The sequence below is a fragment of the Bacillus sp. AR4-2 genome (assembly GCF_008274865.1).
Classification (GTDB): domain Bacteria; phylum Bacillota; class Bacilli; order Bacillales; family Bacillaceae_G; genus Bacillus_A; species Bacillus_A cereus.
In genome coordinates this window covers 3849858-3861961 of the sequence record NZ_CP031062.1, presented here as the reverse complement: position 1 = coordinate 3861961, position 12104 = coordinate 3849858, and the positions used below count along the sequence as shown (strand labels likewise).

The following is a 12104-nucleotide window of genomic DNA, read 5'->3' as shown; positions in this document are numbered from 1 at the left end:
ACCAGCTCCTTATCTGTCAGCGTAATGCTGCGAGAATTAGCACCGTGTCTACAATTGTAGATCGGTTGCCGGGTTTCGTCGGGCTCGTCCCTCCACCTGCTCTTGATAAGAAGTATTTAGAAATGTTTAAATTTTTAAGATAACTGAATTTTGTCAGATATTTTTCGTGTTGTCAATTACTTTTTGAAAAAATTTAATTTATCAATTCGATGAATGGCTTCTCGTAATCTATCTTCTGTATGCAAGAGACCAACACGGACATACCCTTCTCCATGCTCACCAAATCCAACACCAGGAGCAACTGCGACATGTGCTTTTTCTAGTAAAATATTAGAAAATTGCTCAGAGGTATATCCTTTTGGAACGGGAAGCCATGCAAAGAATGATCCTGTTGGAATGTCTACATTCCAACCAATTGAGTGACAGGCTGAAATAAGAGCGTTTCTTCGAGATTCGTAACTATTTACAAGGTCTATTACACAAGACTGTGAACTTAATAGCGCTTCTCGAGCAGCATCTTGAACTGCACCGAATATACTAACATACATATGATCTTGTAATAGGTTAATTGTTTCAATCACACTTTCATTCCCTACAGCAAAAGCGATGCGCCAGCCAGCCATATTGAAAGTTTTTGATAATGTGTAAATTTCAATTCCTATATCTTTCGCACCATCTGCTTGCAAGAAACTAACAGGTTTTTGACCATCAAATCCGATAGCGCCATAAGCAAAATCGTGAACAACTAATATATTATGTTTATTAGCAAAGTGAATGGTTGCATCAAAAAAATCTTTTGATGCAGTAGCACCGGTAGGATTATTTGGATAGTTTAAAAACATTAATTTTGCACGCTCTGCAATAGAGTCATCAATGTTCGTATAATCTGGTAAAAAGTTATTTTCTGCAATAAGCGGCATTGTTTCAAAGTGTGCTTTTGCTAAAGCAACCCCGGATAAATAATCAGGATAACCTGGATCCGGAACGAGAATCGTATCACCGGGATTTGTAAAACAAATCGGTAATTCTACTAGTCCAGCCTTCCCTCCAAACAAAATAGCAACTTCAGTTTTTGGGTTTAATTCCACGCCGTATTCACGTTTATAGAATGTAGCCACGGCTTCCTTTAAGCTTTCATGTCCGCGAAATGGCGGATATTTATGATGAATGGTCTTTTCGGCAGCATCTTGTAAAGCTTTTACGATATGCTGCGGTGTTGGTTGATCTGGATTACCTTGACCTAGATTAATAACATCGTGACCAGCTGCAACGACTTTGTTAACTTTTGCAACAAGTGAAGCGAAAAATTGTGTTGGCAATGATGTTACTATCTCAGAAGGTTGAAATAATTTCATACTTTCCACCTCTTTTGAAAGTTGTTACAATTCTAGTGACAAATGATATAATCTTTCCAGTATTTTGTAAAGAGAAAAATAAGAATGGGGCTGAAAAAATGAAAGTCGCATGTATTCAAATGGATATTGTTTTTGGAGATGTAGAAAAAAATATTGAGAATGCTAAAAATAAAATAAGTGAAGCTATGAAGGAAAGGCCAGATGTTATCGTCTTACCAGAACTATGGACAACAGGATATGATTTAACGAGACTTTCTGAAATTGCAGATAGGGATGGAGTGGAAACGAAAGAAAAGTTAATAGAATGGGCGAAGCAATATGATGTACATATTGTTGGTGGGTCCATAGCAAAGCAAACAGAGCAAGGCGTTACAAATACGATGTATGTTGTAAATAATGAAGGACAGTTAGTCAACGAATATAGTAAAGTACATTTATTTCAGCTTATGGATGAACATAAATATTTAATAGCTGGTAATGGTACGGGCGAATTTAAGCTAGATGATGTTGAATGCGCTGGAACAATTTGTTATGATATTCGTTTTCCAGAGTGGATGCGTGTTCATACTGCTAAAGGGGCAAAAGTATTATTTGTTGTAGCAGAATGGCCATTAGTTCGTTTAGCACATTGGCGTTTGCTATTGCAAGCAAGAGCAGTTGAAAATCAGTGTTATGTTGTTGCGTGTAATAGAGCAGGAAAGGATCCGAATAATGTGTTTGCAGGTCATTCTTTAATTGTGGATCCTTGGGGTGAAGTTGTAGCAGAGGCGAATGAAGAGGAATCAATTTTATTTGGAGAGCTTGTATTCGAGAAAATTAGAGAAGTACGAAAAGGAATTCCAGTTTTTGCGGATCGTCGTCCAGAATTATACAAATAAAATGTTGACAATTGATTTTTATTCTTGGTATAGTCATCAACATAAAGTTAAAAATTCAAAAAATTATACAACTCTTATCAAGAGCAGGTGGAGGGATTTGGCCCGATGAAGCCCAGCAACCGACCGTAATACCATTGTGAAATGGGGCGTTTATTACGCCAAAAGGCACGGTGCTAATTCCAGCAGAAAGTAAAACTTTCTGGCAGATAAGAGGGGAGAAGATAAACTTCAAACCTCTTTCTTAGTGGAAAGAGGTTTTTCTGTGTTAGAAAAACCTCTGAATTTAAAAAGGGGGAGAAGACGATGGGATATTATTTATTAACAGAAATAACAGCTGTACAATATGCGAAAGATCATGGTTATTTTGAAGAGAAGGCAAATGTCATTTGTCATGAAATTGGAGATGGAAACTTAAATTACGTGTTCAAATTAGATGATGGAGAGAAATCCATTATAATAAAACAAGCACTGCCTTATGCTAAAGTAGTTGGTGAAAGCTGGCCATTGTCTATAAAAAGAGCAACGATTGAAAGCAAGGCATTACAAATTTTTGCGCAGTATGTACCGGATTATGTTCCAGTAGTGTACAGTCATGATGAAGAGTTAGCGATAACGGTAATAGAAGACTTATCAAGACTAACAATTACAAGAAAAGGATTAATAGACGGAGAAGAATATCCGCTTTTATCCCAGCATATTGGTCGTTTTCTAGCACATGTTTTATTTTACACTTCAGATTTTGGTTTACAGTCAGAAGAGAAGAGGATACTAGAAGGTACCTTTGTAAATCCGGACCTATGTAAAATTACAGAGGATTTAGTGTTTACAGATCCTTTTGGGCATTATGATACAAATGATTATGAGCCAGATTTACAGCTCGTGGTTGATGAACTTTGGAGTGATAAAACTTTAAAACTAAAAGTAGCACAATATAAATATAAGTTCTTAACAAGAAAAGAAACTCTTATTCATGGTGATTTACATACTGGTAGTATTTTTTCGTCACCTTCTGAAACGAAAGTGATTGATCCAGAATTTGCGACATATGGCCCATTTGGATTTGATATAGGTCAATTTATTGCAAATCTATTATTAAATGCTTTATCTAGAGAAGAAGAAAAGAGAAGTGTACTATTTTTTCATATAGAAAAGACGTGGAGTTATTTTGTAGAGACTTTTACAAAGTTATGGATTGGGGAAGGTGTAGAAGCATATACGAAAGAAAAACAATGGTTACCAATTATTTTGCAAAATATCTTTACTGATGCTGTTGGATTTGCCGGATGTGAACTAATTCGTAGAACAATTGGTTTAGCTCATGTAGCAGATTTAGATGAAATAGAAAATAAAGAAACAAGAATTCAAGCTAAGAAACAAGCGCTATCCTTAGGAAAAGAACTAATAAAATATGAATCTAAAAGTGCTGATATTCAACTGTTTCGAACATTATTTCAACAGACAGTTTCAAGGGGTGTAAAAGCATGAGTACAATTGTTACTGTTCCGAGATCTGTAAGTTGGAAAGGTGATGCAATTGCAGTATTAAATCAAACGAAATTGCCACATAGCACAGAATACAAAACATTAACGACTATTGAAGGGGTTTGGAAAAGTATCATAATGTTAGAAGTACGTGGAGCGCCTGCAATTGGAATTGTAGCTGCATTTGGCTTGGCGCTTGCAGCGAAAAAATATAATACTTTACATATCGAAGAATTTCAAAAGAAGTTTAATAGAGACTGTAACTATTTAGGGACATCACGCCCAACGGCAGTAAATTTATTTTGGGCAATTGATCGTATGAGAGAATCTATTCGAGAGATTACTACAATAAAAGAAGCACAAAAAATATTAGAAGAAGAAGCGCTTCGCATTCAACAGGAAGATGAAGAGGTGTGTCGAAATATTGGGGAATATGCGTTAACATGTTTTAAAGATGGCGATAATATTTTAACAATCTGTAACGCTGGAAGTATCGCAACTGCCAGATATGGAACTGCATTAGCTCCCTTTTATATTGGAAAAGAGAAAGGTGTGCGTTTACATGCATATGCGTGTGAAACGAGACCAGTTTTACAAGGTGGTCGCTTAACGACGTGGGAATTGAAGCAAGCAAATATTGATGTGACCCTTATAACAGATAATACTGCAGCTCATGCTATTCAAACGAAAGAAATAAACGCAATTATTGTGGGGGCGGATCGAATTGTCGCAAATGGAGATACAGCCAATAAAATAGGGACAATGAATTTAGCTATTTTAGCAAAGTACTTTAATATCCCATTTTACGTTGCTGCGCCACTGTCAACATTTGATGTTACGAAAGAAACTGGAGCCGAAATTATTATTGAAGAAAGAGATGAAACAGAAGTTACGAAAATCTTTGGAAAACAAGTAGCACCAATTGGAACGGATGTTTATAATCCAGCATTTGACATAACGCCGAATGAATTAATTACAGGAATTATTACTGAGAAAGGTATTATACGCGGGGACTATAAACGAGAAATTGCATCATTATTTGAAAAACAAGCTAATACATAATAGCTTGTTTTTTTATGCCTAAATGCAGTGTTTTCTCTTACTTATATAATGAAAGGAGGGGAAGAGGGTGGAAGAGTGGATCAAGATGATAGGTAATGTAGGGTTTCCAATTGTTGTAACATTATATTTACTCCACCGTATTGAAAGTAAATTAGAGGGGGTAATTGTTGCAATTGAGAAGCTCCCGCGGCAATTACTAAAGTACGAAGATCCTCGGGATAAAAAATAAAGTTTGCTCTTCTTGAGCAAACTTTATTTTTTATTGAGCGGTATAACCACCATCGATAACGACAGCTTGACCAGTTATACCTTTAGCTTTTTCACTCGCTAAAAACATCGCATAATCTGCAATTTCTTGTACTTGTAATAAGCGCTTTTGTGGAACGAGTGGATAAATAACATCTTCTAAAACATTTTCAAGTGGTACATTTCGTGTAGTAGCTAAGTCTTGTAGTTGATTACGTACAAGGGGGGTATCAACATAACCAGGGCAAAGGGCATTAACAGTAATACCATGCGTAGCACCTTCTAAAGCGGCAACTTTTGTTAATCCAATTACGCCATGTTTTGCACTATTGTAGGCAGCTTTTCCAGCAAACCCGACAAGGCCGTTAATAGAAGCGATATTAATAATACGACCATATTTTTGTTGTTTCATAATCGGAAAGGCATGCTTAATTGCAATAAACGGAGCAATTTGCATAATTTGAATTAGTAGCTCGAACTTTTCAGTTGGAAAGTCTTCAATGGGTGAAACGTGTTGCATTCCTGCGTTGTTAATTAATATATGTAATGAACCGAAATGATCAACTGTTTGAGAAATTGCTGCTGTAATTTCCTCTTCAGATGTAACGTCACATTTTAAACCGATAGCTTGAAAACCTTCATTTTGTAATTGTTCAGCAGCTTCTTTTGCGCGTTCTTCAAGCCGATCGGTAATCACAACTTTTGCACCTTCTTTTGCAAAAGCCTTTCCCATTTCATAACCAATGCCACTTGCAGCACCTGTTAAAAAGACAACTCGATTTGTAACCATGATGAAAAACATCCCTTCATAATAAAGTTTTCATAGTGCTCTATTTAGAGAAGCTATAATGAAATTCCTGCAAACATTTGGAAAAAATATCGTTAGCTATCTTGTTTTGCAAAATAGTCTTTGCTATACTATTTTGTAAAGCAAGATACTTACGCTTATCTATCTTGTAAAGCAAGATAGTAGGAGGATTTGAATTATGTCGACAAGTCAAATGCTGAAAGGGATTTTAGAAGGATGCTTACTTGCTATTATTTCTGAAGGCGAAATATACGGTTATGAAATGAGTGAAAAGCTAGCGAAGTATGGTTTTACAATGGCGAGTGAGGGAAGTATTTATCCGTTATTAATACGAATGCAAAAAGAAGGACTAATAACAAGCGTAATGAAGGAATCTCCATCTGGTCCAAAGAGAAAATATTATACATTAACAGAAAAAGGCGAGGAAGCACTTGATGAATTTATGGATCGCTGGGAAACGATGCAAAGTAGTGTAGAACGTCTACTTGAAGGGAAGGGAAGGAGAAAATAATGCTATCAAGTGAAGCGCGAAAGTTTTTGTTAGATATGAGATTATTTTTGACGGCAAAGAGTGTGAAAGAAAGCGATATTGAAAATTTTATAGAAGATGCGGAACTCCATTTAATTGAGGGGGAGAGTGATGGGAAAAGTGTAGAAGATATTTTCGGAAGCTCACCGAAAGAATATGCAAATGAACTTGTCAAAGTAATGGAAAGAGATAGACAGGAAACGTGGAAGCAAATTGGTTTTACAGTAATGAATATCGTATCGTTTTGGATTATTGCTTCTATCTTAATAGTGAATCATGGAATGTTACAGATTTCACTTATTCAGTGTATCGGTTACAGTTTTTCATTGATTTTAGTTGTTATAGGTCCTAATTTTCTACTTCGCAAAATGACCTTCGTCACAAGCTTTACAAAAACATGGTTTTCCATGTGGTCTTTAGTTATGATTGCTCCATTGTTTTTATTAGGAGCTGTTACGATATTAGATGTGATATATCCTACAAAAATGCTCACATTCACCGAAGTCCAAAGTTATATAGTAGCTGGTGGGATTTTTATGATCACAGTAGCGATAAATATATATTTTGAAGGATGGTTTAAAAACTTATATTTAATCATTCCACTTTCTATTATGTTACTGTTTAAAACATTTACATCGGAAGATCTTATGCCAATGCTATTTCAAATTATATGTTTATACGGAAGTTTGTTTATTTTAATTTTCCTTGAAATTATGATGAAGACGAATAGAAGAGAAATGGTTAAATAAGGGAGGGGTTATAATGAATGTTTCTAAAGAAGGAGAAAAGTTTTTAATCGATACGAAAGTATATTTAATAACAAAAGGGATTAAAGAAGAAGAGGTGAACGCCTTTCTAGAAGATGCAGAACTTCATTTAATAGAAGGTGAAAAAAAGGGAAAGACGGTAAGGGACATATTTGGTGACTCACCAAAAGAGTATGCGGAAGAATTAGCGAAAGAGATGGAGAAGGATAAAAGCGGAAGTATAAAGAGTGTTTTAGGAATGATTATTGGTATTGGTGGGTATTGGTTACTAACCAATATTTTATTTGGAAATTCGAATCAACAATTTACGTTAACAAATGTACAGTTAATTGGTTATCCTATCGTTTTAATTATTACAATTATTGGAACGGTTTTTGCGTTTAGAATGTCTTCTTTTAAAAGTAAATTAGTAGAGTTTGGAATTATTTATGTAATAGTAATGATACCTATTTTATTATTAGTGTTATTAATGTTTATGAATAAATGGTACGGGACACCTGTATTGCAATTAACTACAATGCAAAGTTATATACTAGCTGGAATAATCTTATTAGTACTGCTAATTGGTGAAGCGTACATACTTGGATGGATTGGAATATTAGCTGTTATCATACCGTTATTAATTATGTTTGTATTTAAAGAATTAGGGAAGCAAAACCCATATTGGGGAATGTTAGAGCCTTTACTTCTGTACGGAAGTTTATATGTATTAATGAGATGGTCTTTTAAAAATGAAGAGGAAAAAACTGTAAGCTAGTTTTATACTAATAGTGAAGTGAACGAACTGAATTTTTTATCAAGGGGGGAACGAATATGCAAAGTATATTTCTAGGTATATTGTCTATTGTGTTTTTAGGTTTAACGATTTTTGGGCTCTATACTACCTTTTTGAAAAAGGTACATGATGACTATTTCGATACTTTATTAGATGACACATCGGGTTATATTCTGTTCTTCGGTTTTATTGGAAAAGGGCTGCTCTGGATACACCAAAAATTATTTCCAAAGAAATATTATATAGGGATTTTTAGAGGGATTACATTTACATTTAGTTGTCTATTTTTATTTCTAGCAGCCGGGATTTGGTTTGTTGATTGGAATAAGTCGTTTTAAACAGTAACATGAGGGTTACTGTTTTTTTCTTTGTAATAAAGAGCTTTGTAAAGAGAGCGCTTTTTGTTCTGCTGTTAATAAGGAATGAATATGAACGTTTTCTGGACGAGGGACTATCGGATACATAAGATTGGTTGGAGAAGGATGGTGCTCCGAGCCAGTTGGGGAATGAGGATCTGCATGAGTAAGTTTTCCGTGAATACGTCTTGTAAATAAGATATGACCGATTTCGTGAGCGAGCGTATATATATTTTTCATAGGAGCAGCTGAGTTTGTTAAAACGATATATCCTGTAAGTTGTTGCTGTTTTGCTAAAGAGTAAGCGCAGGCAATTACTGCTGTTTCTTTGAAATAATCACTGCCAATATAACAAATATAAAGGTCGCATTCAGGAGCTTCATTTACACATGTTTGGAAAAAGGATGCCAGCTTTTCTTGACTTTGAATGGAATTTTTATAACTGATTTCACGGTCAAAAAAACGGAAAAGTTCATTTAATACAATTACTTCTTGAATTTGAAATGTAATGGGGTGCCAAATTGATTCTGCAACAGCTAAATCTTTTGCGATGCGGTCATCAGAAATATCGGCGCCGGGAGTAATACAAATACATATATTGACGTATGGATCCATAAGGAACACCTCAAATGAAAAAAGTTCTTCCTATAATATATGTGGGAAAAAGATGTCATGTATGGATAAACGCCTTCTTTATTGAATATATAGATGACAAGTCGAAAAAATTTCATAGTTCTATAACGTAGTGTGATCATCTTTTTGATATAGTAAAGGAAAGGGGGAGAATATATGTATACATTAAAAATCGTTTCAGACAGAGAAGCACTTTATCAATTTGCGAGTTATGTAAGAGTTGTACAAGGGGTGGAAGATGTATATGTAGAGGTGGGAGAACCTTTATATGAACATCCGTTAATGAAGTTTTATGTACATATTAAGCTGAAAGAAACATATGAGCAGCATAAAGCGTTACAGGAAATAGCAAGATTAGTAGAATTGGGGCGTTTTACATATGTCCATTATCGTAATGATGAAATTGAGGAAGCTTTTGAAGCTGTAAAATATGAAAGTTTTAAGAAATAAAGGTGAAAAAAAAGAGGCGAAAGCTTCTTTTTTTCTTTAAAATTACATGAACAAAAAGAGCAAAATTTTGTTATGATAAGGGAGGTTAGGGAAAGGGGAATTTACATATGGGGTATATTGAAGAGTTACGAAAAGTCGTTGGTACAAGGCCGCTTATTCTCGTAGGATCAGCAATTATTATATTAAACGATAATCAAGAAGTATTGCTTCAATATCGTTCAGATACATATGATTGGGGTGTACCTGGTGGGGCGATGGAACTGGGCGAAACGACAGAAGAAACTGCACGTAGAGAGTTATTTGAGGAAACGGGGTTAACTGCAAAAATAATGCAATTTCTTGGTGTTCTATCTGGAAAAGAAGTATATTTCCGTTATCCGAATGGCGATGAAATTTTCAATGTTATTCATCTGTATCAGGCACATCATGTGAGCGGGGAATTAAAGCTCGATCATGAAGGGTTAAAACTTCAATATTTTCCAGTAGATAAGTTGCCAAAATTGAATGAAACGACAGAGAAAATTTTACAAAAGTTTTTATATGCGCTGACAGAATAGAAGGTTAATTCCTTCTATTTTTATTATATTAAATATTTTGATTTTTTAGTATGTTTATAGTATGATAGTTATAGATATACATCTTATGGAATTTCACCTAAAAACTGACTAGGGTACATAAGAGAGGGGCAAGTGCAAAATGCATAATGTTGTTATTACAGCTGCAGTTCGTTCGCCAATTGGAACTTTTGGAGGAGCGCTAAAAAATGTAACGCCAGTAGAATTAGCTGTTCCTGTACTTCAGGAAGCTGTAAAACGAGGCGGGGTAGAACCACATGAAGTTGATGAAGTAATTTTAGGTCATTGTATTCAAAGAACTGATGAAGCAAATACGGCGAGAACAGCTGCATTAGCGGCAGGATTTCCTGACACAGTTACGGGATATACAATCCAACGTCAATGTTCTTCAGGTATGCAAGCAATTATGTCAGCTGCAATGCAAATCCAATTAGGTGTAAGTGATGTTGTTGTTGCAGGTGGGGTAGAAGCGATGAGTTCGAGCCCTTATGCATTGAAACAGCACCGCTGGGGACAACGTCTACAGCACGGAGAAATTCGTGATACGGTGTGGGAAGTGTTAGAAGATCCGATTCACCATATTATGATGGGTGAAACAGCGGAAAATTTAGTTGAACAATATGAAATTACAAGAGAGGAACAAGATGAAGTTGCTCTTCGCAGTCATACATTGGCACTGAAGGCAATCGAGTCTGGATACTTTGACGATCAAATTGTTCCTATTACAATAAAAGAGCGTAGAAAAGAAGTTGTATTTTCGAAGGATGAACATCCACGTGCAGATATTACAGCTGAAAAATTAGCAGGATTGAAGCCGGCATTCCGTAAAGATGGATCAGTGACTGCTGGAAATGCATCTGGCCTTAATGACGGGAGTGCAGTTCTAGTATTAATGAGCGAAGAAAAAGCGAAAGAAAAAGGTTTACAACCGTTAGCTAGAATTGTTGGATATTCAGTAGCTGGAGTAGATCCAAAAATTATGGGTATTGGACCAGCACCAGCAATTCGTAAAGGTTTAGAAAAAGTAGATTGGTCATTGGAAGATGCAGATTTACTTGAAATTAATGAAGCTTTCGCGGCTCAATATTTAGCTGTAGAGAAAGAGTTAGGCTTAGACCGTGAAAAAGTGAACGTAAACGGTAGTGGCGTAGGACTTGGGCATCCAATTGGTTGTACAGGGGCTCGTATTACAGTAAGTTTAATTCACGAATTAAAAAGACGTGGGTTAGAAAAAGGAATTGCCTCTTTATGCGTCGGTGGCGGTATCGGGGTTGCCTTATTTATAGAAGCACTATAAAAAAGAAGCAGCTATTGCTGCTTCTTTTTTTACGACTCAAATAGATGATGGAATAATCGATCGCGATTTTCAAAGAAAAGTTTCGTCGTTTGGTAATGCTCAGTTTCTTCTAATGTGGATTCGTGAATTCCCTCTTGTGTTAAAGAATATATAGTGGATTCAGGATAAGCCATTAAAATAGGAGAATGCGTCGCGATAACAAATTGTGAACCTTGTTCAGCTAGTTCGTGCATTCGAATGAGCATGGAAAGTTGTCTCATTGGTGATAAAGCTGCCTCAGGCTCATCTAAAATGTATAAACCTTGTCCTGAAAAACGGTTCATAAATAATGAGAAGAATGATTCACCGTGTGATTGTTTGTGTAGTGAGATACCACCATAAGAGTTGATAACCGGATTCCCACGTGCTTCTCTATCAGCATCTATTTCATCAATATAAGAAGCAACGTTATAAAATGATTCAGCGCGAAGAAAGAAACCGTCGTTTGGTGTATTGAAACTTTTTGAAATGCGAAGGTATTCATGTAAAGATGAATGGGAATCGTTTGTGCTAAAGCGGAAGTTCTTCGTTCCACCTTCTGCATTAAAACCTAACGCAATTGCAATTCCTTCAAGTAATGTTGATTTACCTGTTCCGTTTTCTCCAATAATGAATGTTACATTTGGATGGAAAGCTAGTGATTGTAATGTTCGAATAGCGGGTAAGCAGTAAGGATATGCGGAAAAACTAGGGATATTTTCTTTTTTTAATGTGACATTTTGTAAAAAGGGTACGTCAATCAATATATAAACCTCAATTCATAACGGATTTTGAATTTAAAAAGGCAGCAAATACAAGTGTTAATGACACCTGAATCCCTTCTTGTTTTCTGAATATTTTATGTGGATTATAT

General features: G+C 35.6%; 15 protein-coding genes and 2 riboswitches. Of the genes, 11 read left to right on the top strand and 4 right to left on the bottom strand.

Features of this window, described 5'->3' with window-relative positions; genetic code table 11:
* Window positions 1-6 precede the first annotated feature (6 nt).
* A riboswitch (SAM riboswitch) is annotated at window positions 7-112 on the bottom strand.
* 64 nt (window positions 113-176) lie between these two features.
* Window positions 177-1355 carry a pyridoxal phosphate-dependent aminotransferase gene (locus DN399_RS19800; protein WP_086386170.1) on the bottom strand — a complete coding sequence of 393 codons (1179 nt, stop codon included), beginning with the start codon at window positions 1353-1355 and terminating at the stop codon, window positions 177-179.
* A gap of 14 nt (window positions 1356-1369) precedes the next feature.
* Here DN399_RS19800 and DN399_RS19795 point away from each other — a divergent pair, with 14 nt between their 5' ends.
* The 4 genes from DN399_RS19795 (at window position 1370) to DN399_RS19780 (ending at window position 5005) form a co-directional block, all read left to right on the top strand.
* On the top strand, window positions 1370-2233 hold the full coding sequence (locus DN399_RS19795; RefSeq protein WP_149150126.1) for a carbon-nitrogen family hydrolase: 864 nt from the start codon (window positions 1370-1372) through the stop codon (window positions 2231-2233).
* A gap of 71 nt (window positions 2234-2304) precedes the next feature.
* Window positions 2305-2446, top strand: a riboswitch (SAM riboswitch).
* 90 nt (window positions 2447-2536) lie between these two features.
* The gene (gene mtnK / locus DN399_RS19790; RefSeq protein ID WP_088361872.1) at window positions 2537-3718 is read left to right on the top strand and encodes an S-methyl-5-thioribose kinase; all 1182 of its coding nucleotides are present in this window, start codon (window positions 2537-2539) and stop codon (window positions 3716-3718) included.
* Window positions 3715-4776: an S-methyl-5-thioribose-1-phosphate isomerase gene (gene mtnA, locus DN399_RS19785; RefSeq protein WP_000104624.1), complete on the top strand. Its 1062-nt coding sequence runs from the start codon at window positions 3715-3717 to the stop codon at window positions 4774-4776. The genes mtnK and mtnA overlap by 4 nt, the downstream gene beginning before the upstream one ends.
* Window positions 4777-4843: 67 nt before the next feature.
* Window positions 4844-5005, top strand: a complete 162-nt coding sequence (locus DN399_RS19780; RefSeq protein ID WP_000393336.1) for a YvrJ family protein — start codon at window positions 4844-4846, stop codon at window positions 5003-5005.
* Window positions 5006-5035: 30 nt separating this feature from the next.
* Here DN399_RS19780 and DN399_RS19775 read toward each other — a convergent pair whose 3' ends face one another.
* On the bottom strand, window positions 5036-5812 hold the full coding sequence (locus tag DN399_RS19775) for a 3-hydroxybutyrate dehydrogenase (RefSeq protein WP_000258427.1): 777 nt from the start codon (window positions 5810-5812) through the stop codon (window positions 5036-5038).
* Window positions 5813-6008: 196 nt separating this feature from the next.
* Here DN399_RS19775 and DN399_RS19770 point away from each other — a divergent pair, with 196 nt between their 5' ends.
* The 4 genes from DN399_RS19770 to DN399_RS19755 are packed head-to-tail and all read left to right on the top strand — an operon-like array spanning window position 6009 to window position 8239.
* Window positions 6009-6341: a PadR family transcriptional regulator gene (locus DN399_RS19770; RefSeq protein ID WP_000107982.1), complete on the top strand. Its 333-nt coding sequence runs from the start codon at window positions 6009-6011 to the stop codon at window positions 6339-6341.
* Window positions 6341-7108, top strand: coding sequence for a DUF1129 domain-containing protein (locus DN399_RS19765; RefSeq protein ID WP_000952889.1), 768 nt, complete (start codon window positions 6341-6343; stop codon window positions 7106-7108). Before DN399_RS19770 ends, DN399_RS19765 begins: the two co-directional genes overlap by 1 nt.
* A 13-nt stretch (window positions 7109-7121) precedes the next feature.
* A complete protein-coding gene (locus tag DN399_RS19760; protein WP_001103078.1) occupies window positions 7122-7883 on the top strand; it encodes a DUF1129 domain-containing protein in 762 nt (253 codons plus the stop codon).
* A gap of 56 nt (window positions 7884-7939) precedes the next feature.
* A complete protein-coding gene (locus tag DN399_RS19755; RefSeq protein ID WP_001190641.1) occupies window positions 7940-8239 on the top strand; it encodes a hypothetical protein in 300 nt (99 codons plus the stop codon).
* A gap of 15 nt (window positions 8240-8254) precedes the next feature.
* Here DN399_RS19755 and DN399_RS19750 read toward each other — a convergent pair whose 3' ends face one another.
* Window positions 8255-8872 carry an ImmA/IrrE family metallo-endopeptidase gene (locus DN399_RS19750; protein WP_000371605.1) on the bottom strand — a complete coding sequence of 206 codons (618 nt, stop codon included), beginning with the start codon at window positions 8870-8872 and terminating at the stop codon, window positions 8255-8257.
* Between the two features lie 174 nt (window positions 8873-9046).
* Between DN399_RS19750 and DN399_RS19745 the strand changes: the two genes are divergently transcribed.
* From DN399_RS19745 to DN399_RS19735, 3 genes are all read left to right on the top strand, one after another.
* A complete protein-coding gene (locus DN399_RS19745; protein WP_000288330.1) occupies window positions 9047-9340 on the top strand; it encodes a DUF3928 family protein in 294 nt (97 codons plus the stop codon).
* A 107-nt stretch (window positions 9341-9447) separates the two neighbouring features.
* Entirely contained in the window at window positions 9448-9897 is a 450-nt protein-coding gene (locus tag DN399_RS19740) for an NUDIX hydrolase (RefSeq protein WP_000540529.1), read from the top strand.
* Between the two features lie 139 nt (window positions 9898-10036).
* Window positions 10037-11212 carry an acetyl-CoA C-acetyltransferase gene (locus DN399_RS19735; RefSeq protein ID WP_000552078.1) on the top strand — a complete coding sequence of 392 codons (1176 nt, stop codon included), beginning with the start codon at window positions 10037-10039 and terminating at the stop codon, window positions 11210-11212.
* Between the two features lie 29 nt (window positions 11213-11241).
* Here DN399_RS19735 and DN399_RS19730 read toward each other — a convergent pair whose 3' ends face one another.
* On the bottom strand, window positions 11242-11994 hold the full coding sequence (locus DN399_RS19730; RefSeq protein WP_000567998.1) for an AAA family ATPase: 753 nt from the start codon (window positions 11992-11994) through the stop codon (window positions 11242-11244).
* Between the last annotated feature and the right edge of the window lie 110 nt (window positions 11995-12104).